The organism is Lutibacter flavus (assembly GCF_900188355.1).
GTDB lineage: Bacteria > Bacteroidota > Bacteroidia > Flavobacteriales > Flavobacteriaceae > Lutibacter > Lutibacter flavus.
On sequence record NZ_FZNX01000005.1, the window covers coordinates 332,256 to 358,256 of the forward strand.

Genomic DNA, 26,001 nt, shown 5'->3' on the forward strand with positions numbered 1-26,001 from the left:
TAAATTTTTTAACGCCAATAATAACGTATTTGTTTTGAGAAGAATAATAGTGGATTATAACAAGTTAACCCCGGAAATTTTAAACTTATTAGTAGAGAAATTTCCTGACGGATATGGAATTAGAGATGTAATTAAATTTACAAATCCGAAAGGGAAGTATGTTGAGGCTGTAGAAGTATCAACGGAAGACACCATGTATCTTGTGAAAATTAGTGATGAATTAGTTGATAGTATGGAAAATTATGAAGAAGAAGAGGATATTACTATTAATGATGATTTGGATATCGATGTGGAAGGGGTTGATTTAGAAGGAGATAATGATGATGACTAATATTTAATTAATAATATAATTAGTTAAAAAGCCCAATATTTAAAAGTTTAAATATTGGGCTTTTTAATTTTACTTTACACTTTTTTATAAGTCTTTTAAACTATTTGCAGCTATTTCTGCTGTTATATCGCGCTGAGGCATTCCAAACATTTCATAACCAACCATAAATTTTTTCACGGTTGCAGAACGAAGTAATGGAGGATAAAAACTCATATGTAAATGCCATTCTGGGTACGATTTATCAGTTGGAGACTGATGAATTCCTGAAGAATATGGGAATGAAGTATTGAACAACTTATCATATTTTTGAGTTACAATTTTTATTTGTTCAGCGTAATCACGTTTTTCAAGATCTGTTAAATGTCCAATGTGCTGAGTTTGTCTTTTTGGTGCAATTAACACTTCATATGGCCAAACAGCCCAAAAAGGAACCAAACTTACAAATGAATCATTTTCAAAAACAATTCTTTCATCAAGTTTAAGTTCTTGTTTTATATAATCTTCTAATAAACTTTTACCATTTTCAATAAAATATTCTTGTTGTTTAGTAGTTTTTTTTAAAACCTCATTAGGAATAGATTTTTGAGCCCAAATTTGACCGTGTGGATGTGGATTGCTGCATCCCATTATAGCACCTTTATTTTCAAAAATTTGTACGTGATTAATAGAGTCATCATTACTCAATTCAAGATATTCTTTTTGCCAAACCTCTATAACTTTTTCAATAGCAGAAATTTCCATATCTGGTAATGTTTCAGAATGATTTGGTGAAAAGCAAATTACTTTACAAATGCCTGTTTCAGTTTCAGCTTTTAATAAACCTTCATTATAATTTAAATTTGGACTATCCGACATCAAAGCGCCAAAATCATTTTTAAAAACATAGGTATTTTTGTAATTAGGATTCACCTCACCATTCATTCGAGTATTATTGGCACACAAATAGCAATTTGGATCATAAGATATATTATTTTTTGGTGCAGAACTTTCTTGTTTGCCTTGCCAAGGTCTTTTTGTTCTATGCGGAGATACTAGGACCCATTCACCAGTTAATATGTTATATCTTCTGTGTGGTGTTGCATTAAAAATTTCATTCATTATATACTTCTTTGAGTTTTAATCTATCTAAATTAAAAGACAAAGATATGTAATTTAAAAATAAATGTAAATATTACGTTTATTAAATTTCAAAATTCACTCCTTTTGAAATTAGAGTTTCAAATTTATCCTTATTAAAACAGTATAAAAAAGCGCCCTTTTTTGACCCTGATTTATCCTTTTTTTCAGTTTTATTTAAAATATCCAAGGATAAAATTTTCTTTCTAAAATTTCTTGAGTCAAGTTTTCGTTGATATATAGATTCGTAAAGAGATTGCAATTCCGGAATTGTGAAAAATTCTGGTAATAAATTAAACCCAATTGGTTGATGTTTTGCCTTATTTCTTAATTGTTCAATTGCATCTTTAACCATTTTACCGTGGTCAAAAATCAAATCTGGTATTTCATCTAAATCAAACCAATGCGCATCATATTTTTCGACACTTTCAAGTTCAAATTCATGTACACTTGTTAAGCTGTAATAAGTTACGGAAATAACTCGTTGGGCAGGATCTCTTAAAACTTCGCCATAAGTTTTAAGCTGTTCTAAATAAATATCTTTCAACCCGGTTGTTTCAAATAGTATTTGTTTTGCACCATCATCAATGGATTGATTATTTTTAATAAATGCGCCAATTAAAGACCAAGAGCCTTTAGCGGGTTCAACTTTTCTTTTAAAGAGTAAAAGTTTTAGTTTGTTGGATGTAAATCCAAAAATAATGCAATCTACCGCAATTAAAATGTTTTGTTGTGTATTGTAAATATTTGCATTGTCAATTAATTTCATGGGAAGTTTAAATTCATTTTTTAATTAGCGATATAATATTTTTTAAAGCAAATGTACGAAACACCTGTAAATTAAATAGATTAGATTTATATAATAAAAATTGTTTTAATATATAAAATTATAAAAGTAAATTTGACGTTTATTATTCAAATTTTAAAATTAGTATCTATGAGTGAGTTAAAAGGAAATTCAATTAAATATGATCTTATTATTGATTCTCCTGGTAGAATCAATATTATTGGAGAACATACCGATTATAATAATGGATTTGTACTTCCAACTGCCATTGATAAAAAAATTGAATTTAAATTTCGTAAAAATGGAAGCGAAGATATTTGTAATGTTTATAGTGCAAATTTTAATACCAGTTTTTCTTTTAGTTTAAAAGATGTGAAACCAAGTGAACAGCAATGGGAGAATTACATTTTAGGTGTTATTAGCGGTATACAAGAGGTTAGTAATAAATTAGAAGGTTTTGATTGTGTTTTAGATAGTAATATTCCTGTAGGTTCAGGGATTAGTTCTTCTGCAGCATTGGAATGTGGCTTAGCTTTTGGCTTAAATGAATTGTTTGATTTAGGTTTGTCTAAAATTAAAATGGTTGAAATTGGACAAATGGCTGAGCATAATTATGTAGGGACAAAATGCGGAATTATGGATCAGTTTGCTTCGGTTATGAGTAAAGAAGGTCATGTAATTTTATTGGATTGTCAATCTTTAGATTATGAGTATGTCCCAATACAAATTAAACCTTATAAAATATTATTGCTTAATACAAATGTTTCACATAATTTAGCGGACGGTGAATATAATAAGCGTAGAGCCATGTGTGAACAAGGAGTTACCATTATTCAAAAGAAATATCCCGAGGTAAAATCATTAAGAGATGTTTCTCCAATAATGTTGACTGAATTTAAGGATGAGCTTGACGAAATTACTTTTAATAGATGTTCATATGTTGTAGATGAAAAAGAACGTGTTTTAAATACTGTTGAAGCTTTAAAAAATAATCAACTTAAAGTAATGGGAGGTAATATGTATGAAACACATGAAGGATTGTCAAAATTATATGAAGTTAGCTGTCCGGAATTAGATTTTTTGGTTGATTTTTCTAAAAAATACAATGAAGTAATTGGAGCGCGTATGATGGGTGGAGGATTTGGAGGTTGCACAATTAACATTATTCATGAAGATGCAGTTGAAGAATTTACAGCAGCTGCTAAAAAAGCTTATTTTGAGAAATTCAATATCAATTTAACCGCTTTTGAGGCCAATCCTAGTGAAGGGACATCAATAAGAAAATAAAATAACTAAACTATATATATAAATATGACATCAAATTTCGGATTTTGGGATTACCTAATTTTTATTGCCTATGCAATATTAATTTTAGGTGTAGGTTTATGGGTTTCAAGAGATAAAGAGGGGCACGAAAAAAATGCTGAAGATTATTTTTTAGCCAGTAAGAGCTTGCCATGGTGGGCTATTGGAGCTTCATTAATTGCAGCAAATATTTCAGCAGAACAATTTATTGGAATGTCTGGATCCGGATTTGCCTTAGGATTGGCAATTGCCTCCTATGAATGGATGGCTGCAATTACTCTAATTATAGTAGGGAAATTCTTCTTACCAATATTTATAGAAAAAGGATTGTATACTATTCCAGAGTTTGTTGAAAAGCGATTTTCAACAAATTTAAAAACGATTTTAGCCGTCTTTTGGATTGGATTGTATATTTTCGTGAATTTAGCTTCAGTATTGTATTTAGGAAGTTTGGCCTTGGAAACCATTATGGGAATTCCTATGGTTTATGGCGTAATTGGTTTGGCATTGTTTGCTGCAGCATATTCTTTATATGGTGGACTTTCAGCCGTAGCATGGACTGATGTTATTCAGGTTGTATTTTTAGTATTAGGAGGTTTGGTTACAACATATATTGCTTTAAATACAGTTTCAGGAGGAGAAGGCGTTGTATCTGGTCTTAAAACTGTTTTTGATGCTGCACCAGAACGTTTTTCAATGATATTAGACGAGACAAATCCTTATTATGATAAATTACCAGGAATTGGAGTTTTGATAGGGGGAATGTGGGTTGCTAACTTATATTATTGGGGATTCAACCAATATATTATTCAAAGAACTTTGGCAGCAAAATCATTAAAAGAAGCGCAAAAAGGGATTTTACTAGCTGCATTTTTAAAGTTAATTATACCATTAATAGTAGTAATTCCGGGAATTGCTGCCTATGTAATGGTAAATGATCCAGAGATTATGGCTAGATTAGGGGAGTCAGGATTAAATAACTTACCAACCTTAGAACAAGCCGATAAAGCATACCCTTGGTTGTTACAATTTTTACCAACAGGAATGAAGGGAGTTGCATTTGCAGCTTTGGCAGCAGCGATAGTTTCTTCTTTAGCATCGATGTTAAATTCTACATCAACCATTTTTACAATGGATATTTACAAGCAATACATTAATAAAAATGCAAGCGATAAAACAACTGTAAATGTTGGTAGAATCTCAGCTGCAGTTGCCTTAATTATTGGTAGTATTATGGCACCATTATTAGGAGGTATAGATCAGGCTTTCCAATTTATACAAGAATATACAGGAATTGTGAGCCCAGGTATACTAGCAGTATTTATGTTAGGATTATTTTGGAAGAAAACTACAAATAAGGCTGCAATTGTTGGAGCTTTAGCTTCCATTCCAATTGCAATGTATTTTAAAATTGCACCAAATGGCTGGTCTACAAGTTCATTTTTTGTGAATATTCCATTTATGGATCAAATGGCTTATACAGTATTATTAACGGCACTTGTAATTGTAGGAGTTAGTTTATTCCAACACAAAGGAAAAGATGATGAAAAAGGAATTCCATTAACAAAAGAATTATTTAAAACATCACCAACATTTAACATTGGTACATTTGCAGTTATGATTATTTTAGTGGCATTGTATGCAATGTTTTGGAACTAGACTAAAGCTTAAAAGTTATAATTTATAATTATATTAAAAATATAACTATTTAAATTTAAGAATTTTAGAGTAAATAATGATTGAAATAATAAAGCCGTTGCATTAATTTGTAACGGTTTTTTTAATATTAAAATTTATTTTTTAAAATGAAAAAACTCGTAACTACTTAATTAAAAGATTGTTACGAGTTTGTTTCGTGGTACCTCCAGGAATCGAACCAGGGACACAAGGATTTTCAGTCCTTTGCTCTACCAACTGAGCTAAGGTACCATTGCCTTAGCGGATGCAAATATAAATTTATTTTTTATACTAATCAAAACAATTTTAAAAAATCTGTTGTATTTTTGAAACTTGTTAAATAATCTAAATGAACTTAGTAATTGATATTGGAAATTCAAGATGTAAAATCGCTATTTTTAATAGTGGTGAATTGGTTTATAATGAAGTAATTACGAGAATTAACTTCACTAAAAAAATCATTAATCTTATTGATAAATTTAGTTGCAATGGAGCAATTATTTCTTCTGTTGGATTTGTAAAAAAGAGTGAGATAGAAGAATTAGAAGCGAAAATTAACCTAATACAATTAAATTCTTCAACAAATATTCCGTTTTTAAATAAGTATTTAACTCCAAAAACGCTTGGCGTAGATAGAATTGCATTAGTTTCATCTGCTGTTTCAAAATTTCCAGGAAAAGATGTTTTAATTATTGATGCCGGAACATGTATAACTTTTGATTTTGTAAATAAAGAAAAATGTTACTTAGGTGGAGCAATTTCACCAGGGATTAAAATGAGATATAAAGCACTACATGAGTTTACCCAAAATTTACCGTTACTTGAGCCCGAAAGCATTAACACTTTAATGGGTAATTCAACAGAAAAATGTATTCATTTAGGTGTTGTAAATGGTGTAATCAATGAAATTGACGGAGTAATTAATGAATATAAAGAAAAAAATCAAGATTTAACAGTAGTTTTAACAGGAGGAGACGTTAAATTCTTGTCAAATAAATTAAAAAATGGCATATTTGCCAATCCTAATTTTTTGTTAGAAGGATTAAACACAATTTTGACATATAATTTATAATAAATGATAAGAAAAATAATAGTAGTTGTAACTCTATTTGTATCGGTTATTAGTTTTGCACAAAAAAATAATGCTTCAGCATATTCTTTTTTTGGAATTGGAGACAAAAATAGTTCTAATACGGTTGAACAACTTAGTATGGGAGGATTTGGAGTTTCATTAAGTGATGCCTTTCGGCTAAATTTATCAAACCCAGCGTCACTGTCTGGTTTAAAATTCACAGCATATTCACTTGCAATTGAAAACAAGAATATTTGGGCAAAAGATGGTAATGATACTCAAGCTGGTGCCACAACTTATCTTTCTTATTTGGTTATGGGAATTCCACTTGGGAATAACGCAGGAATGTCTTTTGGTTTATTGCCTAACACTTCTGTTGGTTACTCTTTAACGGCGACGGAATATGATTCTAATAATGACATTAATGAACTTACTTTGTATAAGGGTGAAGGTGGTTCTAATAAAGTGTTTTTAGGGTTTGGTGCACAAATCTTTGAAGGTTTTAGTGTTGGATTACAAGGAAACTATATTTTTGGTAATATTGAAAATAGTATTATAAACCAACAAAAGGATGTTGCTTTGGCTACTAAATATGAAACATTATCAAATTTAAAAGGATTTTCTCTTAATGGAGGGTTTCAGTATAAAACAAAATTAAACTCAAAAGTTGATTTGCATTTAGGAGCTAATTTTGATTTAGCAAATGATATAGATACTGAAGGAGAGGAGTACGTTTATTCCACATCTATCTCGAGTGGAGAAATTCCTCGTGATACAATATTGAATAAAAAAAGTACAGGTTTGCTAAAATCACCTTTAAAAACTACATTTGGTGTTGGTTTTGGAAAAGAAAATAAATGGTATGCTGGTATGGACTATAGCTTTCAGGAAGCTCTTGAGCTTCAAGGAAGCATATTAAATAATTATTCTAGGATATCCTATGATAAATATAATAAAATATCAATAGGTGGTTTTTACACTCCTAAATTCAATTCAATAACAAGTTACTGGAATAGAGTCACTTATAGAGCAGGTGTAAAGATTGAACAGACAGGTCTATTGGTAGATGGTATAGGAAATGGTACAGATTTTACGTCAATTGATGATTTTGGCATATCTTTTGGAGTAGGGTTACCAGTAAGTAATCAATTATCAAACCTAAACTTAGGTTTTGAACTTGGAAAAAGAGGAAAAATTAATAAAGGTTTAGTTCAAGAAAATTATCTAAATTTTAGATTAAGTTTTTCATTAAATGATAAATGGTTTAAAAAACGAGAAATATTTTAATTAAAATTTAAGGAAATGAAAAAAATGAGACAACTATTTACTTTATTATTTTTACTAGCGGCTGCACCAATTGTTTTTGCGCAAGCTAGTTCAGATTGTACAATTAAATACAATCTTTTTAAAGGAGATTACAACGCAAAAAATTACGATAAGGCTTATGAGAACTGGATGTGGTGTATGGATAATTGTCCAACCCTTTCTGTAAATATTTATAAGTACGGTATTAAAATAGCTGAAAATAAATTAGAGAATGCTACTGAAGCTGATAAAAAGGCAGCAGCTGATCTTGTTATGAGAGTTTACAATCAAAGATTAGAACATTTCCCAAAGGATAAAGCAGATATTTATGATAATATTGCTTCTTTTAAAGGTGAGCAAGGTGCTTCAGAAGAAGAAGTGTATGGTTGGTTAAATAAAACTTTTAAAGAAGACCCAACGGCATTATCTCCTAAAAACATTTATAAATATTTTGATATCATCTTAAATAAATATAAAGATACTGATACTCAAAAAGTTTTTGACACTTATGATGAAGTTGGTGAAGCATTAGAGTTAAAAAGAAAGGATTATACAAAAAGAATTGATGTAATTAATGCAAAAGATTCTACTAAATTAAGTAAGAAAGATCTTAAGAGAAGAAAGAACTCTCAACAAATTATAACAAACTTATCAATTGTTGAAAGTGGTTTGGATCAAAAATTAGCTGCAATTTCAACTTGTGAACGATTGATTCCTTTTAATAGAAAGAATTTTGATGCGAATAAAGAAAACGCTATTTGGTTAAAAAGAGCGGTGTCTAGAATGTATAATAAAGAATGTACAGAGGATCCTTTATATGATCAGCTTGTTGAAGCTTATGTAAAAGCAGATCCTTCTCCAAATGCATCCGTGTTTTATGCTAGTATTCTTATGAAAAATGGAGAAACAAATAAAGCAATGGAGTATTTTAAAAACGCTGTAGATCAAGAAGCAGATACTTATAAAAAAGCTGGATACTTGTATAAAATTGCCGATATATTAAGAAAAAAAGGAAGAAAATCTGAAGCTAGAAGTTATTGTTACCAAGCTTTAGAAAATCAACCAACTATGGGTAGAGCTTATTTATTGATAGCTAGTATGTACGCATCAAGTGCAAACTCTTGTGGAACTGATATCGTTTCAAAAAGAATGGTTTATGTAGCAGCATTAAATAAGGCAAGAAAAGCGAAATCTGTAGATCCAAGTATTAGTTCTATAGCAAATAGATTTATAAATTCATATGCTGATAATATTCCTACTACAAAAGACTTATTTGTTGCAGGTGTAAAATCTGGTACAGCTCATAAAATTGGATGTTGGATTAATGAAACAGTTAGAGTACCTTAAATTAGAATTAAAATATTATAATTGATATATTTGTTAAATGACAAAATCAATTGTACATAAAATAAGAAACATTGCTATTGTATTTTCAATAGCAATGTTTTTTTCATGTACCAATGATGCAAAAGAAGTTAGAGATTTTTTAGCTGATAAAAATTTACCTATTGGTGAAGCTGTAGATATAAATCTGAAACATACAGATTCTGGAAGAGTTGATATAAAAATGAAAGCACCTTTAATGCTTGATTTTGGAAATAGAGAAAACCATCCCTATTCAGAATTCCCAAAAGGAATTAAAATTACAACTATTGAAAAAAATGGGGACTCTACTGTAATTCAAGGCGATTACGCTAAAACCTACAGTAAAACAAATGTGGCTGAAATAAAAAATAATGTTGTAATTTATAATTACGCAAAAAAAAATAAGCTAGAAACCTCTGAAATATTTTGGGATCAAAAAACACATTATTTTTTTACTGAAAAAAGTTTTGTTTTTTATACAGTATCAGATACTATTTATGGAACTGGGTTTGAAGCAACAGAGGATTTGGATGTGTGGTGGGTTAAAAACCAAAGTGGAGTTATAGAAATTAAAGATTAAGAAATGAATAAAATTTGGAAAATATTTGAATATGGTTATTTAATTATAGCGGTTGTTTTTATTGTTGAAACAATATTAAATTGGAATGTTGATAGACAACGAGCCTATATTTTGTTGCTTTTTTCAGTTGTTGCGATTTTTATGTATTTTTTTAAAAAAAGATTTAGGTCTAGGATTGAAAAACGAAATAAAAAATAAATGGAAATTCAAATTGCTGTAATTTTAATTTCAATATTGCTTTCTGCCTTTTTTTCGGGTATGGAAATAGCATATGTTTCAGCTAACAAGTTTCAGGTTGAACTAGAGAAAAAGAAAGAGGGATTTACATCAAAAATATTAGGAAAACTAACATCAAAATCATCTAAATTTATTACAACTATGCTAGTGGGTAATAATATAGCCCTTGTAGTGTATAGTTTTTTTATGGGTGAATTTATTGTGGGTTTTTTGCCAATAGATTCTTTAAATGAATTTGCAATTCTATTTATTCAAACTATAATCTCTACACTTATAATATTAATTACAGCAGAGTTTTTACCAAAAGCATTGTTTAGAATATATGCAAATGAAACGCTATGGTTTTTTGCACCATTGGCTTACTTTTTTTATATTATTTTTCATTTCATTTCTGATTTTATAACTGTAATTTCTGACTTTTTCTTGAGAATTTTTTTTAACTCAGCAAAAGACATTCAACCTGCAGAATTTACAAAAGTTGAGCTTGGGAATTATATATCTAAGCAATTAGAGAACGCTAGGGATTATGATGAAGTGGATTCTGAAATTCAAATTTTTCAAAATGCATTAACGTTTGATAATGTTAAAGCGCGTGAAATAATGATTCCACGTACTGAAGTTGTTGCTGTAGATATAAATGAAACAATTAATAATCTTAAGGAATTATTCATACAAACTGGTTATTCTAAAATTTTAGTTTATAAGGAGTCTTTAGATGATATTTTAGGGTATGTTCATGCATTTGAATTGTTTAAAAAACCAAAAAACATTCGCTCAATGATTCTGCCTGTTGAGTTTGTTCCTGAAAGTATGATGATTAATAATGTTTTAAACATTTTAACAAAAAAGAAAAGAAGTATTTCGGTAGTTTTAGATGAATTTGGGGGGACTTCAGGTGTAATAACTGTTGAAGATATTGTTGAAGAACTTTTTGGAGAAATAATTGACGAACATGATACTTTAGACTTGTTAGAGAATAAAATAAATGATAGGGAATTTGAATTTTCTGCACGATTAGAAGTAGATTATTTAAATGAAACATATAATTTAAATCTTGAAGAACATGAAGCATATGAAACCCTTGGAGGTTTTATAGTTTATCAAAATGAAGATATTCCTAAGGAGGGAGATGTTATTGAATTTAACAACCTTTATTTTAAAATGTTAAAGGTTGATGCTTCTAAAATTATGGAAGTTTATCTAAAAGTTTTGGATAAAGAAGATTAAATTTAAACTATCTTTTTTTTTAACTCCTTATTCCTATTAATTATACACATTTCACTTTCATAATTAAATACTTAATTGTATTTTCGCACACTGTAATAAAACAAATAATATAATGGCAATTTTATCAAAAATTAGAGATCGTTCAATGTTCCTAATCCTTATTGTGGGATTAGCGCTTTTTGCATTTGTTCTTGATCCAAGCTCAATACAACAATTTTTTAGTTCTAGTAAAATTAACTCGGTTGGCCAAGTAAATGGAGAAGAGATAGATAGAGAAGAATTTGCGCGTCAAGTTGAAGCTTATAGAGCTCAATCAAATGGTAGAGTTTCTCAAATGCAAGCTGTAAATGCTGTTTGGAGCGGAATGGTTAGTGAGAAAGTATTTGAAGATCAGCTTGAGAAAGCTGGAATTGTAATTGGTGAAAAAGATATTTGGGATGCAATGACATCTTTGCCAGATATTCAAAACTCTCCATTATTTAAAAATGAAGCAAATCTTTTTGATGAAGAGAAATTAAAAGAATATATAGCCAATATGAAAGATGAAGCTGAGACTGGGAATAATCAGGCTTGGTTAAATTGGTTATCAACGGAAAAAAATATTAAGCAAAACTTACAACGTCAAGCTTATACTTCTTTGATAAATGCTGGTTTAGGTGCTTCGCTTGAAGAAGGAAAGAGAGATTATTTATTTAATAATGTAAAAATGGATGCACAATTTGTGTTTGTTCCATATTCTTCAATTCCAGATAGTTTAGGTTTTGTTTCAAAAGATGAAATTCAAAAGTATTTAAGTGATAATTCTAAAAGATTTAAGCCAGAAGCTACACGTACGTTACAATATGTAAAATTTGACATTGTTCCTTCTGAAGCAGATGATGCTGAAGCAAAAGCTTTAGTAGCGGGTTATATTAATGATAGAGAAGAGTATAGTAATGCTGCAAAATCAACAATTAAAATTCCAGGTTTAAAAAATACTACAAATTACGAAGACTTTTTAAATGAAAATAAATCTGATTTGTCAATTGATAATGGTTACAAATTTAAAAACCAAATTTTTGCAGAAATTACAGATGAAGTAATGAATGCTTCATTAGGAGATGTTGTAGGTCCATACAAACAAAATGGTTACTATAAGATTTCTAAAGTTGTAGAAATTCTTCAAATTCCAGATTCAGTTAAATCTAGCCATATTATTGTTCCTTACGCTGGTTCAACAAGATCAACTTCTTTAAAAACTAAAGAACAAGCTAAAAAAACAGCTGATAGTATTTTTGCATTGGTTAAAAATAATAAAACACGTTTTAATGCAATTGCTGATGAAGTGAATACTGATGGTACAAAAGGAAAAGGTGGTGATATAGGTTGGGTTCGTAAAGATCAAGCATTTTCTCCATCATTTGATAAAGATTTTGCGGACTTTATTTATAAAAATAAAGTTGGAAGTATCGATGTAGTTGAAACTGCTTTCGGATTTCATATTATAAGAATTGATGAACAAACTACACCTGAAAAAGCTGTTAGATTAGTAACATTTGCTCGTTTAGTAGAAGCATCAGAAGAAACTGAAAATAGAATTTTTGAAGAAGCAGAAACGTTAAATGCAGATCTTGCAGATGGAAAAAATTTAAATGATATAGCAACTGAAAAAGGATATAAAGTTCAGTCTGCACTTAATTTAAAAGTATTAGCAGAGAATATTCCTGGTATTGGTTCGCAACGTCAACTAGTAACATGGGCTTTTAGTAATGAAAGAGAGATTGGAGATTCAAAGAGATTTGATGTTGAGGTATTAGGTAAAAGAGCTTATGTTGTAACTGCTCTTACTGGTAAAACTGAAAAAGATGGAGTTGTGGTAAGTTCAGATTTGTTATCTAAAATTCGTCCGGAATTAATAGACAAGAAAAAAGCTGAATTAATTAAAAAGAAAATGACAGGTTCTAGTTTAGAAGAAATTGCTAAGAATAGTGGTACCACTATTAGAAATGCATCTTCGGTTAGTTTATCGAGCCCGTTAATTTCAGGGGTTGGTAATGAGCCTGCAATTGTTGGAGCAATGTCTACAATTAAATTAAATGAAGTGTCTGAATTAATACATGGTGAAAAGGGAGTATTTGTGGTTAAAGTTACAAAACGTGACGCTCCAGTTGATTTAGAAAATTATGACACATTCCGTAAAAAGTTAGTTGGTCAATTACAAGGACGTGGTAATCAAATATTCCAAGTTTTAGAGGAGACTGCTGATGTTACTGATAACAGAGGGAAATTCTTTTAATTAGAAAGAATCGAAAATATAAAGCATAAAAAAAGCGAGCATTAGCTCGCTTTTTTTATGCTTTATATTTATTTATTACTAACCATTCATTGAAATTAAAAACTCCTCATTAGATGTGGTAAATTGAATTTTATCTTTAATAAATTCCATTGCCTCCACAGGATTCATATCCGCAAGGTATTTTCTTAATACCCACATACGTTTAACTGTTTTAGGATCTAATAATAAATCGTCTCTACGTGTGCTTGATTTAACTAAATCAATGGCTGGATAAATTCTACGGTTTGCAATATTTCTTTCTAACTGAAGTTCCATATTACCTGTACCTTTAAATTCTTCAAAAATTACTTCATCCATTTTAGAACCGGTTTCTGTTAAAGCAGTTGCAATTATTGATAAAGAACCTCCATTTTCTATATTTCTAGCAGCACCAAAGAATCTTTTTGGTTTGTGTAATGCGTTGGCATCAATACCTCCAGATAATATTTTTCCTGAAGCTGGAGCTACTGTATTGTAAGCTCTTGCTAAACGTGTAATTGAATCTAATAAGATAACAACATCATGTCCACATTCATCTAGTCTCTTTGCTTTCTCTAAAACAATATTCGCAACTTTTACGTGCTTATCAGCAGGTTCGTCAAAAGTAGAAGCAACAACTTCACCTCTAACGCTACGTTGCATATCAGTTACCTCCTCTGGTCGTTCATCTATTAAAAGAATAATTTGATAAACTTCTGGGTGATTTGATGCTATTGAATTTGCAATATCCTTTAGTAACATTGTTTTCCCAGTTTTTGGTTGAGAAACAATCATACCTCTTTGTCCTTTACCTATTGGACAAAATAAATCCATTATTCTAGTTGATAATGTACTTCCTTTACCAGCTAAATTAAATTTTTCTTGAGGAAATAAAGGTGTTAAATGTTCAAATGAAACACGATCTCTAACAACATTTGGGTTTAAACCATTGATTTTAGAAACACGAATAAGTGGAAAGTATTTTTCCCCTTCTTTAGGCGGGCGAACAACACCTTTTACGGTATCTCCAGTTTTTAATCCAAATAATTTTATTTGAGATTGAGATAAATAAATATCATCTGGAGATGATAAATAATTATAATCCGACGAACGTAAAAATCCATAACCATCAGGCATCATTTCTAAAACACCTTCACTTTCAATGATACCATCAAATTCATAATCCGGGTCTCTGTAGCGATTAGCTGCAGTACGTGGACCTTTAATATCTCTTTGTTGGTTTCCTTGTTGTTTATTTTGATGTTGTTTTGGTCTAGGTTGATTAGGTTGCTTCTGAATTGGCTGATTAGGTTGATTTGGTTGCTTTTGAATCGGCTTATTTTGTTGTTTATTTTTAACCGGATTAGAACTTTCTGGTTTTTCTAACTCTTTTGTAGCAATAGTTTCAGGTTTGGTAGCCTCAGGTTTAACTTGTTCAATCTTAGTTTTTTGAGCAGGAATAGGTTTAGTAATTTTTTTTGCTGGTTCATTTTTAACTTTAACTTCAGGAACTATCTTAGGTTCCGGTTTAGTTTGAGTTGGTTTAGAAGAAACATTGTCTTTTGGTGCGTTAGCCTTTTTTATTATTCTTTTACGTTTAGGCTTGTTGTCACTAATAGAAGTTTCATTCTTTGTAATTTTTGAAGGAACTGAAGCTTGAATGTCTAAGATTAAATAAACTAGATCTAATTTTTTTAATTGACTGTATTTTTTTGCTCCAATAGATTTTGCTATCTCCTGTAATTCAACAAGAGTTTTCTCCTTAAGTTGGGAAATTTCAAACATTATGTTAATTTGTAAATTATTGTTAATGTGTAATACGTACTATATTTTTCTTTATAAGAAATTTATTGAGATTTTAACTAAGTGATGATTAGCTGTTTTAGTTGTAGTTGGTTGTTCTACTGTTTTAGAATAGATATTGCAAATATATAAAAATAATTTACATATTAAACTTTAAATCTTTAAAAATAAAACGTATTTTTGTGTCCGAAAATTTAATTAATGATTCAAAGGATTCAAACTATTTATTTATTATTAGCAACATTAATTTCTGGGGGATTAATTTTTCTTTTGAATTTATGGATTGATGGTAATGGAGTTAAATTTTTTGTGATAGATTCATTTGAAACAAGTATTATTTTGTTAAAAGTAATGGCTGTATTATTTTTAGGATCATCTGTTTTAACGTTTGTAACAATTTTTCAATTTAAAAAGAGGCAGTTGCAATTTGTTTTGGGCAGAATAACAATTTTGATCAATTTTATTTTATTAGGGATACTCGTATATTTTGCACAAAACTTATCTGGAGAAATTAACGTTTCGGAGAAGGGTATTGGGTTGCTCATTCCAATTTTAACAATTGTATTAGTTGTATTAGCAAATAAGGCAATTAAAAAGGATGAGGAACTTGTAAAATCTGTTGACAGATTGCGATAAACCTAACATCTTAGTATATATAGTGCGAGAAAGACCATTTCAATTTTTATTGAAATGGTTTTTTGTTTCTAACGGTTTTCAGGGATATAAAAATATCACTACTTTTGGTTATAGTTTCAGTTTGTTAATAGTAATATATTTGAACAGGGAAAATAATGAAAAAGATTAAAGTTCATATTGCAGATGACCATCAAATTTTAATTGATGGTATATATGCAGTTTTATCTTCAGAAGAAAATATTGAAGTTGTTGGGAGTTCTCTTAACGGTGAAGATGTTTTAAAATGGTTTGCTTCAAATGAAGCTGATATCTTAATTTTAGATATTAATATGCCAAATGTTGATGGAATTGAAGTTCTGCAAAGTTTTATTAAAATTGGTTTTCAGCAAAAGACAATTGTTTTATCTAGCTATGATGATATTAAATTAATTAAAGAAGTGCTGAAAATTGGAGCAAAAGGTTTTTTAGCTAAAAAATGTGCTGGGGAAAATATTGTTGAAGCAATAAACACGGTTTATGGTGGGAAACAATATTTTAGTGAAAGTATTCAAGATAAATTATTATCTACTTTTTCTAAGGAAGTTTCAAGTATGGAACAAACTTCACAAGATGGCTCATTTTTTAGTTCATTAACTCCTAGAGAAACTGAAGTTCTTCGGTTAATTGCTCAGCAATTCAATACGAAAGAAATTGGTACAGAACTTCACATTAGTAAGAATACAGTTGAAACACATAGAAAAAATTTAATTAATAAATTAAAAGTTAAAAATGTTGTTGGGCTGGCTATTTATGCCGTTAAAAACAATATTGTTTAAAATTTAGGCTCACTGCTATATGGATATTTTAAAACTAACATTTATAAGTGCCTTTTTAATTTTTTTTACAAATCATTCAACTTTAGCAATTAATTTTTTAGAAACAAATTCAATGAGATTTGAATCTAAATTATACAATTCTGATAATGAAGATTTACAGTTAATACTTGAATTACTAGAAAAAGGGAAAACTGCTGAAGCAATGGAAAAATTGTATTCTTTAATTGAAGAGGCAGAACGGTTGGACAATAATAAACTGGTAATTGAAGGGAAGCTATTATTGGCAGATGTTTATAGGGAAAATGGAGATTATCAAAAATCAAATGAAATATTTTATGAAATAATACCTTCTATATCTACAAATTTTGCAAAGCTTCAATATGTTTTTTTTAAAAAGGGAGGTAATTTTCAATTAGAAAATCAAATTGATTCAGCAAAAGTGAATTATGAAAAAGCTATTAGCTTTAATGATAATGTGGAGAAAAACGAAGATTTAAAGGCTAAAATTTACGCTAATTTATCGGGTATTTATTATCTGAAAGCGGATTATGAAAATGCTATTGAAAATTTTAAGATAGCTGCAGAATATCAAAAGGTATTAGGAAATAAAGAAATTGAAGCTGGAATTTTGAATAATTTAGGAGGTGTTTATTATATGCAAGAAAAGTATAATGATGCCCTAAATAGCTTTCAACAAGCATTTGAACTCGTTGGATATGGGCAAAGTGACTTGGAGAAACAAACTAGAAATAGTTCTTACATAAATATTGCTTACGCATATAGCGCTCTAGATAACTTCGAGAAGGCCTTTGAATATCAGGATAAATTTTTCTCTTTAAATGATTCTTTAAGTCAAGAACTTAAATATAAAGAAATTGCAGAAATTGAATCGAAATATAATGTAGCAACAAAGGAAAAGGAAGCTGAAATAGAAAAAACCAAACGGTTAAAGGCAGAATATTTATCATATGGTTTGGGTTTGGCAATCTTATTGTTGCTTTCAGGAATCTACAGTCTTTATAAGGTTTATAAATTGAATAAAAAAAATTATAAACTTCAAATAAATCAAAAGCAGTTAATACATAAAAGCAAAATAGAAAAGCTTAAAAGTGATTCACAGTCTAAAATTTTGGTAGCAACCTTAGATGGCGGATTAGAAGAACGAAAAAAAATTGCTAGCGTTTTACATGATAATGTTAGTGCATTGCTTTCTGCAGCAAATTTGCATTTGTATGCAAGTAAAAAGCAACTAATTGGTAATATGCCAATTGAAATTGATAAAACTCAAAAAATTATTTTAGAGGCTTCAGAAAAAATCAGAGACTTATCTCATAAGTTAATTTCATCCGTTTTATTAAAATTTGGGCTTAGTATGGCAGTTCAGGATTTATGTGAAAAATCTTCAAATTCAACTATTCAATTAAAAAGTGATTCTAAAAACATTGGAAGATTTGAACAAAATTTTGAGATTAAAATGTTTAATATTATTAATGAGCTAGTAAATAATATTTTAAAACATAGCAGTGCTGATAATGGAGTTATAAAATTAGAACAACTAAATGGGCAATTGCAAGTAGTAGTTTTTGATAATGGAAAAGGTTTTGATATTAATAAAATAGAAGAGAAAAGTGGTATTGGATTAAGTCAAGTTGATGCAAGAATAAATGCGTTAAATGGGTTAATTAATATTAACCCAACGGATGCAGGTACTCGTATTTTTATTTCTGTTCCAATTGTTTATTAGCGTTTTTCTAATTCAATAATTTCTAAATTAGAAATATCCCCTTCATGAACTTCAAACCTTAACATGGTTCTTATATTGTGAAATCCATGTTTACCTGCGGCTCCTGGATTCATATGAAGTAAATTTAATTTTTTGTCATAAATTACTTTTAATATATGAGAGTGCCCACTAATAAAAATTTTTGGCGAGTTTTTAGTAATTTCTTCTTTAATTCTATAGTCATATCTATTTGGATAACCTCCAATATGTGTTATCCAAACCGAAACTCCTTCAATAGTAAATTTGTTATCTAAAGGGAATTCGGATCTAATTACACTGTTATCTATGTTGCCATATACAGCTCTTACAGTTTTTAATTTGCTAATTGTATCAATAACTTCAATTGCGCCAATATCACCAGCGTGCCATACTTCGTCAGATTGATTTACAAATTTTAAAATTTGGTCATCTAAATAACTATGTGTATCGGAAAGTAATAATATTTTTTTCATTAACGGCCAAAATTAAACTCGCAAATATGCCTTATATTTGCAGCCATACAAAATTAACATTTCAATTGAGATATTTTATAGAAATAGCATATAATGGTACAAATTATCATGGTTGGCAATTGCAACCAAACGCCATAACAGTGCAAGAATTGATTAATAAAGCTATAGCTACAATTTTTAGAACTGATATTAATGTTGTTGGAGCAGGAAGAACAGATACTGGAGTTCATTCTGAACAGTTATTTGCCCATTTAGATTTAGAAGTTGAATTTAATGTTAACGAGTTCAAATATAAAGTAAATTCTTTACTGCCTAATGATATCGCAGTTTTGGATATAAGAAGAGTCTTAGACGATGCTCATGCGCGTTTTAATGCTACAAGTAGAAGTTATGAATATAGGATGTTTTTGGGCAAGAATCCGTTTTTGATTGATACTTCATTACAACTTATTAATAAAAAGTTAAATATTGATAAAATGAATGAGGCAGCCAGAATTTTGTTAACTTACACTAACTTTAAGTGTTTTTCTCGTTCAAATTCTGATGTTAAAACTTATAATTGCGATATTACAATTGCTGAATGGAAACAAACTAATCAACAATTGATTTTTTATATTACAGCTGATCGATTTTTAAGAAATATGGTTAGAGCAATAGTTGGTACACTAATGGAAGTTGGAACAGGGAAAACAACCATAGAAGAGTTTAAAAAGATAATTGAAAGTGAAGATAGGAGAAATGCGGGGCCTTCGGCACCAGCTCATGGGTTGTTTTTAACTCAAGTTTCTTATCCTAAAAAAATATTTATTGATGAGTAAAAAATTAACTGGAAAAGCTTTTGATTCAAAAATTTTTACCCGTTTAATGGGTTTTGCTAAAATTTATCGAAAGGAGTTTGTAATTAGCACCCTTGCAGCAATAATTCTTTCCTTAGTCTCTGTTGCTAGACCTATTTTACTAAAAGAAATTGTACAAACCTATTTTGAAAATAAAGATAAAGAAGGGATTCTTTATTTTTCACTTCTTATGTGTGCTTTTTTATTAGTTGAAGTATTTTTACAAGCCTTGTTTATCTATAAAGTTAATTGGTTAGGACAGCATATTATAAAAGATATTAGAGTAAAATTACAAAAGCATATGCTTCACTTTAAAATGGCTTATTTTGATAAGTCTTCGGTTGGAAAGTTGGTTACCAGGTTAGTTTCAGATACAGAAACAATTGCTCAATTTTTTGGTGAAGGATTGTTTATGATTATAAGTGATTTATTAAAAATGGTGGTGGTTGCAGTTGTTATGTTATTTATGAATTGGAAATTAGCACTAATAGCATTTATTATTCTTCCTATTTTAATTTATGCAACTAAATTATTTCAAATAGCCATAAAATCATCATTTCAAGAAGTTAGAACTCAAGTGGCAAATCTTAATGGGTTTGTTCAGGAAAGAGTAACAGGAATGAACATTGTTCAACTTTTTAACAGGGAGAAGTTAGAATTTGAAAATTTTGTAAAAATTAACGATAAACATAAAAAAGCACATATTAGAACTGTCTGGTATTACTCAATTTTTTTCCCAGTTGCTGAAATTTTATCATCTATTGCGGTTGGCTTAATGGTGTGGTATGGAGGTTTAGATATTGTAAATTCTGGAATAACAAATGCAGGAGAAATTATTGCTTTTATAATGATGTCTCAAATGTTGTTTAGACCATTAAGACAAATTGCAGATAAATTTAATACGCTGCAAATGGGTATGGTTGCTGGTGATCGTGTTTTTGAAATATTGGATACTGAAAGTCAAATAACAAAAACTGGAAATGTTAAAGCTTCACATTTTAAAGGTGATATTTCTTTTAAAAATGTGCATTTTAGTTATATAAAAGGTGAAGAGGTTTTAAAGGGAATTAATTTAGATGTAAAAGCAGGTGAAACTGTTGCGATTGTTGGAGCAACAGGAGCTGGAAAATCAACTATTATTAATTTAGTGAATCGTTTTTATGAAATAAATGAAGGTGAAATATGTATTGATAATCACAATATAGAACAATACACATTGCAATCATTACGAAACCAAATTGCTGTTGTATTGCAAGATGTGTTTTTATTTTCTGATACGATTTTTAATAATATAGTTTTAAATAAAAAAGAGATTACTTTAGAGGAAGTTAAAAAAGCAGCTGAAGAAATTGGGATTCATGAATTTATAATGTCTTTGCCTGATAATTATAATTACAATGTGAAAGAAAGAGGCGCAATGTTATCTTCAGGACAGCGACAATTAATTGCTTTTCTAAGAGCTTATGTAAGCAAACCAAGCGTTTTAATTTTAGATGAGGCAACTTCTTCAATAGACTCCTATTCTGAAAAACTAATTCAAGATGCAACTGATAAAATTACTAAGTATCAAACTTCAATAATAATTGCTCATAGATTAACAACAGTTAAAAAGGCAGATATAATTATTGTAATGGATAAAGGTGAAATTGTTGAACAAGGTTCGCATATTGAGTTGCTGGAAAAAGATGGCTATTATAAAACGTTATACGATATGCAATTTGTAAATGAAGTAGCTTAATTTAAATCGTACCGAATCATTTCTGCCAATTCATTGTTGTTTTTAAATAGTATAAATTCTCCATCTTTAATATAAGAAATTCTCCCTGTTTCTTCTGAAACAACTAAACAAAGTGCATCTGTTGTCTCAGTAATGCCAATTGCCGCTCTATGTCGCAATCCAAATCGTGAGGGTAACGCTTTTTTTGATAATGGTAAAATAATTCTAGTTGCTACAATAAAATTATCCTTAATAATCATTGCTCCATCGTGAAGCGGACTGTTTTTATAAAAAATACTTTCTAATATAGGTTGATTAATTTCTGCATTCATTGCATCACCACTTGATTTTACAAAATCCAAATTATGGGTTCGTTCTAAAACTATTAATGCACCTGTTTTTGTAGATGCCATACCTTCACAAGCTGAAACAATATCTTCAACATTCATACTGGTATGAATCTCAGTTTTTAAAAATTTAAGTTGATTTAAAAAATTTCGCCTATTTGTAAAATTAGTTGAACCTAGCATTAATAAAAATTTCCGCACTTCTGGTTGAAAAACAATTAATATTGCAATAGCACCTAAGCTTATTAAGGTTCCAAGTAAACCGCTCAACATCTCCATTTGTAAAGCTTGTGTAATTTTCCAAATTAAAACAACCAATGCAATTCCAATAAATATGTTAATAGCAACTGTTCCTTTTAATAATTTATAAACGTAATATAAAAGAGTTGCGACTAATACTATATCTAATATATCAAGAAAAGTAAAATCTAAGAAATCTAGCATTAGTAATGTTTTTTGTAAAAATAGGAAAAAGATTGCATAATAAATAGCTATTCACAACCGCAATCAGGAACTTTTTTAGGATCAAAAATAAATTCTATATTATTAATTAAAATAGAAGGGGAGCTTATGTTTTCAATCATTGTTTTATAAAATAAATAATCTTGGTATAAAAGATTTTGATTAAAACTTAAATGAAGCATGGTTTGACTTCCTTCAGAAGAAAAATCAATAAAATCATTTAAAGTTGAAGCTAATTCTCCATTTTCCATTTTGGCATCATTGATCCAAGTATTATTTGGGTTGAATGTAAGGTTAATATTGTTGTAATTTTTATAAATATCGCTATGTTCTTTTAAATAATATTTAGAGAGTAAACTATCAGTTTTAAAAACCGTTGCATCAAATTCAAAAAAGGATAATTTTTTAGAAATGGTATCTGAATAACTAAAATAATTATGCGTTCCTTCTTTGGAGTGCATTGAGTTGGAGTGTTTTTCTTTAAGTTTAATTAACGTTGGAACAAAAGTCCTAATAGGCAATCTTTTATCAATATTGTAAATCCAATGCGTTGAGCTTATGGTGTTTTTACGATTTACTTTTGCAATGGTGTCATTATTTTTTACTTCAAAGAACATCCAAACTTGGGAGTGATCGTGAAGTTCTTGAATTCCGGAAGCTGCTAAAGTTGGAATTTTAAGTTCTTCTTTTGCACAACCAAAAATTAAAAATGGAATTATAAAAAGGAAATATTTTTTCATTTTAATTATTTAATTGTTGAACAATCTTTATTGCTTCCTTTGCTTCTTTTACATCATGAACTCTTAAAATATTTGCGCCATTTAATAATGCTATTGTGTTTGCAGAAGTTGTTGCATTAAGAGCATCATTAGGTTTTATGTTTAAAGGTTTATATAGCATCGATTTTCTAGATAGGCCAACAAGAATTGGAGCTTCTAAGTTTTTAAATAGTTCTAAGTTTTTTAATAATTTATAATTGTGGTCAATTTTTTTTCCGAAGCCAAAACCAACATCTGTTATAATATCATTAACTCCTAATGAATGTAATGTTGCCAATTTTTTTGAAAAATAAAAAAGCACATCCTTTATAATGTCATCATATTTTGGATTTAATTGCATATTTTGAGGAGAGCCTTGCATATGCATTATAATGTAAGGAACTTGAATTTTTGCTATCGTTGAGAACATATTGTCGTCTAAACCACCAGCTGAAATATCATTAATTATACAAGCTCCATTTTCAACACATTGTATAGCAATGTTGCTTCTAAATGTATCTATTGAAATTAAAATATTTGGAAATTCTTTAATAAGTAACTTAACTATAGGTAAAATTCGGTTTAATTCTACTTCTTCCGAAATTTGTTTCGCTCCTGGACGTGATGAATATGCACCAACATCAATAAATGTTGCTCCTTCTGTAAGCATTTTTTCAACTTGAAAAAGAATGGCAGCAGTATTATTATATTTTCCACCATCAAAAAAAGAATCTGGGGTTATGTTTAAAATCCCCATAATTTTTGGAGAGGACAAATCAATTAATTTTCCGTTACAATTAATTGTACTCATTATTTTACAACTTTATTAATTACTTTGGTCATAATTGGAGCTTTGTAATTGAACATTTGAGAAACTAAATCATCAACAGATTCACTTACAATCAGCATTTCTTTATTAGATTGTTTTAAATAACCTTCAGTAACCATTATATCCAATTGTTTTAATAAGTGGTTGAAAAACCCATTGGTATTTAAAATTCCCACAGGTTTTCGTTCAATCCCTAATTGACCAAGAGTTAGAGCTTCAAAAATTTCATCTAAGGTTCCAAATCCACCAGGTAAAGCAATATACCCGTCAACCAATCTGCTGATTTTTACCTTTCGTTTGCTCATTGTTTTGGTAACTATCATTTCAGTTATGTTGTTATGGGCAACTTCTTCATGTCTCAATAGTCCTGGGATTACTCCAATAACTTCACCTTTTTTTTCGATAATTGTATCGGCAATAACGCCCATCATCCCAATTTTGCCTCCCCCATATACTAAGCCTATTTTATTATTTGCAAAATGATTTCCAAGTTTAATAGCATCATTTTTATAAATTTCATTAAAACCTAAACTAGAACCACAAAAAACTGCAACTTTCTTCATTATTTATTAATTGATTTTTTAATTCATTAAATTTGTTCGAAATTTACGGAAATAATTAAAGTTACATGCAACAAACTTCAAAACAATACAACGAGGTTATTGAAAAATGCCGCTCCTTATATATTAACAAACTAAAAGATTACGGGAGTGCTTGGCGAATATTAAGGTTGCCATCACTTACAGATCAAATTTTTATAAAAGCACAGCGTATTCGTCAGTTGCAACAAAATAGTACTCGAAAGGTTGATGAAGGAGAAGTTTCAGAATTTATTGGAATTATTAATTATTCTGTAATGGCATTGATTCAATTAGAAAAAGGAGTTGTTGAACAACCAGATTTGTCTCTTGATGAAGCTGTTGAATTGTATGATAAGCATATTACAATTACAAAACAATTAATGGAGGATAAGAATCATGATTATGGAGAGGCTTGGCGTGATATGCGTGTAAGTTCATTAACAGATTTAATTCTTCAAAAATTATTGCGTGTAAAACAAATAGAAGATAATAAAGGTAAAACAATTGTATCTGAAGGAATAGATGCAAATTATCAGGATATGATAAATTATGCTGTTTTTGCTTTAATCCATATTAATGAAGTTTAGAAATTAAGAAACGAGCATGCCAAAAAGTTTATCACCCAACAACATGATAAACTTACTTGCCGATAGGCAAGTAGCGAACCTGCCTGCGGCAGGTAGGCGGTATGTGACCTTTTAAAACAAATAATATAGACATATGAAATTACTGGTTTTCCTTTCTCGAATTATTGTTTCCGTTACATTTATTTTTTCAGGATTTGTAAAATTGGTAGATCCACTTGGGTCGGCATATAAGTTTCAAGAGTATTTTAGTGCGGATGTTTTAAATATGGAATTTTTAATTCCTTATGCATTGCCATTTTCCATTTTATTAATTCTGGCTGAAATTATGCTAGGAGTAATGCTTTTAGTAGGTTATTTTCCAAAGTTTACAGTTTGGAGCTTATTATTAATTATTATTGTCTTTTTATTTTTAACGTGGTATTCAGCTTATTATGATAAGGTAACGGATTGCGGGTGTTTTGGAGATGCAGTTAAATTATCAAGTTGGGGAACTTTTTATAAAAATATAGTCTTGGTATTATTAATACTTATATTGGTTAAAGGCTTTAAGTTTATTAAGCCTTTAGTTAGTTTAAATTTTTCAAAATGGACAACTTTTCTTTCCTTCTTTTTATTTTTATACATTATATATTATGTATTAATTCATTTACCGCTTATTGATTTTAGACCTTATGCAATTGGGAAAAATATTCCAGAAGGAATGGAGTACATTGGTGAGAAGGAGCCTCCAATACATGATTTCTTTTTAGAATCTACAGGTGGAGAAGATTTAACTAGTACTGTTTTAGAAGAAGAAAAAGTAATGTTAATTATTTCATATAATTTGGAAAAAAGCGATAAAGAAGGTTTTGCTAAAATAAAAGAAGTAACCGACAGAGCAATTAGTAATAATTATATGGTTTACGCTTTATCCTCATCTATGAATGAAGAATTTGTTGAGATTAAAACCAAATACAATTTAAATTTTGAAATGTTGTTTTGTGATGAAACTACATTAAAAACTATTATAAGAGCAAATCCAGGAGTTCTAATTCTCAATAATGGAACCGTTAAAGATAAATGTAGCTGGGTTGATGCTGATAAACTGAGTTTTTAAATTT

Annotated in this window: 25 protein-coding genes and 1 tRNA gene; 17 read left to right on the plus strand and 9 right to left on the minus strand. The window is 29.3% G+C overall.

Annotated elements, in window-relative coordinates; all coding sequences use genetic code 11:
* Window positions 1–34: 34 nt before the first annotated feature.
* Window positions 35–331 (plus strand): hypothetical protein, encoded by a 297-nt coding sequence (locus CHB63_RS14680; protein ID WP_089379231.1) that lies wholly within the window; start codon window positions 35–37, stop codon window positions 329–331.
* Window positions 332–415: 84 nt separating this feature from the next.
* Here the strand turns inward: CHB63_RS14680 and CHB63_RS14685 are convergent, their stop codons facing one another.
* Together CHB63_RS14685 and CHB63_RS14690 are read right to left on the minus strand one after the other, a co-directional pair.
* Window positions 416–1,429, minus strand: a complete 1,014-nt coding sequence (locus CHB63_RS14685; protein WP_089379232.1) for a UDP-glucose--hexose-1-phosphate uridylyltransferase — start codon at window positions 1,427–1,429, stop codon at window positions 416–418.
* 82 nt (window positions 1,430–1,511) lie between these two features.
* Window positions 1,512–2,216, minus strand: coding sequence for an NUDIX hydrolase (locus tag CHB63_RS14690; RefSeq protein WP_089379233.1), 705 nt, complete (start codon window positions 2,214–2,216; stop codon window positions 1,512–1,514).
* A gap of 168 nt (window positions 2,217–2,384) precedes the next feature.
* Between CHB63_RS14690 and galK the strand changes: the two genes are divergently transcribed.
* Window positions 2,385–3,521, plus strand: a complete 1,137-nt coding sequence (galK, locus tag CHB63_RS14695) for a galactokinase (protein ID WP_089379234.1) — start codon at window positions 2,385–2,387, stop codon at window positions 3,519–3,521.
* Between the two features lie 24 nt (window positions 3,522–3,545).
* Window positions 3,546–5,198, plus strand: a complete 1,653-nt coding sequence (locus tag CHB63_RS14700) for a sodium/sugar symporter (protein WP_089379235.1) — start codon at window positions 3,546–3,548, stop codon at window positions 5,196–5,198.
* A 197-nt stretch (window positions 5,199–5,395) separates the two neighbouring features.
* Here the strand turns inward: CHB63_RS14700 and CHB63_RS14705 are convergent.
* Window positions 5,396–5,468: transfer RNA gene (locus tag CHB63_RS14705), tRNA-Phe, on the minus strand.
* A 97-nt stretch (window positions 5,469–5,565) separates the two neighbouring features.
* Between CHB63_RS14705 and CHB63_RS14710 the strand changes: the two genes are divergently transcribed.
* The 7 genes from CHB63_RS14710 (at window position 5,566) to CHB63_RS14740 (ending at window position 13,277) form a co-directional block, all read left to right on the plus strand.
* A complete protein-coding gene (locus CHB63_RS14710; RefSeq protein ID WP_089379236.1) occupies window positions 5,566–6,288 on the plus strand; it encodes a type III pantothenate kinase in 723 nt (240 codons plus the stop codon).
* 3 nt (window positions 6,289–6,291) lie between these two features.
* On the plus strand, window positions 6,292–7,575 hold the full coding sequence (locus CHB63_RS14715; RefSeq protein ID WP_089379237.1) for a hypothetical protein: 1,284 nt from the start codon (window positions 6,292–6,294) through the stop codon (window positions 7,573–7,575).
* A gap of 15 nt (window positions 7,576–7,590) precedes the next feature.
* Window positions 7,591–8,940, plus strand: coding sequence for a tetratricopeptide repeat protein (locus CHB63_RS14720; RefSeq protein ID WP_089379238.1), 1,350 nt, complete (start codon window positions 7,591–7,593; stop codon window positions 8,938–8,940).
* A gap of 37 nt (window positions 8,941–8,977) precedes the next feature.
* Window positions 8,978–9,538 carry an LPS export ABC transporter periplasmic protein LptC gene (gene lptC / locus CHB63_RS14725; RefSeq protein WP_089379239.1) on the plus strand — a complete coding sequence of 187 codons (561 nt, stop codon included), beginning with the start codon at window positions 8,978–8,980 and terminating at the stop codon, window positions 9,536–9,538.
* Window positions 9,539–9,541: 3 nt separating this feature from the next.
* A complete protein-coding gene (locus CHB63_RS14730; RefSeq protein WP_089379240.1) occupies window positions 9,542–9,736 on the plus strand; it encodes a hypothetical protein in 195 nt (64 codons plus the stop codon).
* Complete coding sequence (locus tag CHB63_RS14735) at window positions 9,737–11,002, plus strand: hemolysin family protein (protein ID WP_089379241.1); 1,266 nt, start codon at window positions 9,737–9,739, stop codon at window positions 11,000–11,002.
* A gap of 112 nt (window positions 11,003–11,114) precedes the next feature.
* Window positions 11,115–13,277: a peptidylprolyl isomerase gene (locus CHB63_RS14740; protein ID WP_089379242.1), complete on the plus strand. Its 2,163-nt coding sequence runs from the start codon at window positions 11,115–11,117 to the stop codon at window positions 13,275–13,277.
* Window positions 13,278–13,355: 78 nt separating this feature from the next.
* Here CHB63_RS14740 and rho read toward each other — a convergent pair whose 3' ends face one another.
* Window positions 13,356–15,080 carry a transcription termination factor Rho gene (rho, locus tag CHB63_RS14745; RefSeq protein WP_089379243.1) on the minus strand — a complete coding sequence of 575 codons (1,725 nt, stop codon included), beginning with the start codon at window positions 15,078–15,080 and terminating at the stop codon, window positions 13,356–13,358.
* 219 nt (window positions 15,081–15,299) lie between these two features.
* Here rho and CHB63_RS14750 point away from each other — a divergent pair, with 219 nt between their 5' ends.
* The 3 genes from CHB63_RS14750 (at window position 15,300) to CHB63_RS14760 (ending at window position 18,293) form a co-directional block, all read left to right on the plus strand.
* Window positions 15,300–15,734: a DUF4293 domain-containing protein gene (locus CHB63_RS14750; RefSeq protein ID WP_089379244.1), complete on the plus strand. Its 435-nt coding sequence runs from the start codon at window positions 15,300–15,302 to the stop codon at window positions 15,732–15,734.
* Between the two features lie 155 nt (window positions 15,735–15,889).
* Window positions 15,890–16,549, plus strand: coding sequence for a response regulator (locus CHB63_RS14755; protein ID WP_317043613.1), 660 nt, complete (start codon window positions 15,890–15,892; stop codon window positions 16,547–16,549).
* Window positions 16,550–16,661: 112 nt separating this feature from the next.
* Entirely contained in the window at window positions 16,662–18,293 is a 1,632-nt protein-coding gene (locus tag CHB63_RS14760) for a tetratricopeptide repeat-containing sensor histidine kinase (protein ID WP_176420403.1), read from the plus strand.
* Here the strand turns inward: CHB63_RS14760 and CHB63_RS14765 are convergent.
* On the minus strand, window positions 18,290–18,784 hold the full coding sequence (locus CHB63_RS14765; protein WP_089379247.1) for a metallophosphoesterase family protein: 495 nt from the start codon (window positions 18,782–18,784) through the stop codon (window positions 18,290–18,292). The two genes, CHB63_RS14760 and CHB63_RS14765, sit on opposite strands and share 4 nt — an antisense overlap.
* Window positions 18,785–18,810: 26 nt before the next feature.
* Here CHB63_RS14765 and truA point away from each other — a divergent pair, with 26 nt between their 5' ends.
* Window positions 18,811–19,602 (plus strand): tRNA pseudouridine(38-40) synthase TruA, encoded by a 792-nt coding sequence (truA, locus tag CHB63_RS14770; RefSeq protein ID WP_245857019.1) that lies wholly within the window; start codon window positions 18,811–18,813, stop codon window positions 19,600–19,602.
* Window positions 19,595–21,358 carry an ABC transporter ATP-binding protein gene (locus tag CHB63_RS14775; protein WP_089379248.1) on the plus strand — a complete coding sequence of 588 codons (1,764 nt, stop codon included), beginning with the start codon at window positions 19,595–19,597 and terminating at the stop codon, window positions 21,356–21,358. Before truA ends, CHB63_RS14775 begins: the two co-directional genes overlap by 8 nt.
* Here CHB63_RS14775 and cdaA read toward each other — a convergent pair.
* The 4 genes from cdaA to CHB63_RS14795 are packed head-to-tail and all read right to left on the minus strand — an operon-like array spanning window position 21,355 to window position 24,296.
* Complete coding sequence (cdaA, locus tag CHB63_RS14780) at window positions 21,355–22,128, minus strand: diadenylate cyclase CdaA (protein WP_089379249.1); 774 nt, start codon at window positions 22,126–22,128, stop codon at window positions 21,355–21,357. The two genes, CHB63_RS14775 and cdaA, sit on opposite strands and share 4 nt — an antisense overlap.
* A 47-nt stretch (window positions 22,129–22,175) precedes the next feature.
* On the minus strand, window positions 22,176–22,886 hold the full coding sequence (locus tag CHB63_RS14785; RefSeq protein ID WP_089379250.1) for a hypothetical protein: 711 nt from the start codon (window positions 22,884–22,886) through the stop codon (window positions 22,176–22,178).
* Window position 22,887: 1 nt separating this feature from the next.
* A complete protein-coding gene (folP, locus tag CHB63_RS14790; RefSeq protein ID WP_245857022.1) occupies window positions 22,888–23,715 on the minus strand; it encodes a dihydropteroate synthase in 828 nt (275 codons plus the stop codon).
* A complete protein-coding gene (locus CHB63_RS14795) occupies window positions 23,715–24,296 on the minus strand; it encodes an LOG family protein (protein WP_089379251.1) in 582 nt (193 codons plus the stop codon). The genes folP and CHB63_RS14795 overlap by 1 nt, the downstream gene beginning before the upstream one ends.
* Before the next feature lie 65 nt (window positions 24,297–24,361).
* On the opposite strand from CHB63_RS14795, the gene CHB63_RS14800 reads away from it, so the two are divergent.
* Together CHB63_RS14800 and CHB63_RS14805 are read left to right on the plus strand one after the other, a co-directional pair.
* Window positions 24,362–24,901, plus strand: a complete 540-nt coding sequence (locus tag CHB63_RS14800; protein WP_089379252.1) for a DUF1599 domain-containing protein — start codon at window positions 24,362–24,364, stop codon at window positions 24,899–24,901.
* Between the two features lie 133 nt (window positions 24,902–25,034).
* On the plus strand, window positions 25,035–25,997 hold the full coding sequence (locus CHB63_RS14805) for a DoxX family protein (RefSeq protein WP_089379253.1): 963 nt from the start codon (window positions 25,035–25,037) through the stop codon (window positions 25,995–25,997).
* Window positions 25,998–26,001: the final 4 nt, after the last annotated feature.

Excerpts from the sequence above, each read along its gene's own strand:
- CHB63_RS14685 (WP_089379232.1), bottom strand. The coding sequence starts at position 1,429 with ATGAATGAAATTTTTAATGCAACACCACACAGAAGATATAACATATTA.
- CHB63_RS14690 (WP_089379233.1), bottom strand. The coding sequence starts at position 2,216 with ATGAAATTAATTGACAATGCAAATATTTACAATACACAACAAAACATT.
- galK (WP_089379234.1), top strand. The coding sequence starts at position 2,385 with ATGAGTGAGTTAAAAGGAAATTCAATTAAATATGATCTTATTATTGAT.
- CHB63_RS14700 (WP_089379235.1), top strand. The coding sequence starts at position 3,546 with ATGACATCAAATTTCGGATTTTGGGATTACCTAATTTTTATTGCCTAT.
- CHB63_RS14710 (WP_089379236.1), top strand. The coding sequence starts at position 5,566 with ATGAACTTAGTAATTGATATTGGAAATTCAAGATGTAAAATCGCTATT.
- CHB63_RS14715 (WP_089379237.1), top strand. The coding sequence starts at position 6,292 with ATGATAAGAAAAATAATAGTAGTTGTAACTCTATTTGTATCGGTTATT.
- CHB63_RS14720 (WP_089379238.1), top strand. The coding sequence starts at position 7,591 with ATGAAAAAAATGAGACAACTATTTACTTTATTATTTTTACTAGCGGCT.
- lptC (WP_089379239.1), top strand. The coding sequence starts at position 8,978 with ATGACAAAATCAATTGTACATAAAATAAGAAACATTGCTATTGTATTT.
- CHB63_RS14730 (WP_089379240.1), top strand. The coding sequence starts at position 9,542 with ATGAATAAAATTTGGAAAATATTTGAATATGGTTATTTAATTATAGCG.
- CHB63_RS14735 (WP_089379241.1), top strand. The coding sequence starts at position 9,737 with ATGGAAATTCAAATTGCTGTAATTTTAATTTCAATATTGCTTTCTGCC.
- CHB63_RS14740 (WP_089379242.1), top strand. The coding sequence starts at position 11,115 with ATGGCAATTTTATCAAAAATTAGAGATCGTTCAATGTTCCTAATCCTT.
- rho (WP_089379243.1), bottom strand. The coding sequence starts at position 15,080 with ATGTTTGAAATTTCCCAACTTAAGGAGAAAACTCTTGTTGAATTACAG.
- CHB63_RS14750 (WP_089379244.1), top strand. The coding sequence starts at position 15,300 with ATGATTCAAAGGATTCAAACTATTTATTTATTATTAGCAACATTAATT.
- CHB63_RS14755 (WP_317043613.1), top strand. The coding sequence starts at position 15,890 with ATGAAAAAGATTAAAGTTCATATTGCAGATGACCATCAAATTTTAATT.
- CHB63_RS14760 (WP_176420403.1), top strand. The coding sequence starts at position 16,662 with ATGAGATTTGAATCTAAATTATACAATTCTGATAATGAAGATTTACAG.
- CHB63_RS14765 (WP_089379247.1), bottom strand. The coding sequence starts at position 18,784 with ATGAAAAAAATATTATTACTTTCCGATACACATAGTTATTTAGATGAC.
- truA (WP_245857019.1), top strand. The coding sequence starts at position 18,811 with ATGCCTTATATTTGCAGCCATACAAAATTAACATTTCAATTGAGATAT.
- CHB63_RS14775 (WP_089379248.1), top strand. The coding sequence starts at position 19,595 with ATGAGTAAAAAATTAACTGGAAAAGCTTTTGATTCAAAAATTTTTACC.
- cdaA (WP_089379249.1), bottom strand. The coding sequence starts at position 22,128 with ATGCTAGATTTCTTAGATTTTACTTTTCTTGATATATTAGATATAGTA.
- CHB63_RS14785 (WP_089379250.1), bottom strand. The coding sequence starts at position 22,886 with ATGAAAAAATATTTCCTTTTTATAATTCCATTTTTAATTTTTGGTTGT.
- folP (WP_245857022.1), bottom strand. The coding sequence starts at position 23,715 with ATGAGTACAATTAATTGTAACGGAAAATTAATTGATTTGTCCTCTCCA.
- CHB63_RS14795 (WP_089379251.1), bottom strand. The coding sequence starts at position 24,296 with ATGAAGAAAGTTGCAGTTTTTTGTGGTTCTAGTTTAGGTTTTAATGAA.
- CHB63_RS14800 (WP_089379252.1), top strand. The coding sequence starts at position 24,362 with ATGCAACAAACTTCAAAACAATACAACGAGGTTATTGAAAAATGCCGC.
- CHB63_RS14805 (WP_089379253.1), top strand. The coding sequence starts at position 25,035 with ATGAAATTACTGGTTTTCCTTTCTCGAATTATTGTTTCCGTTACATTT.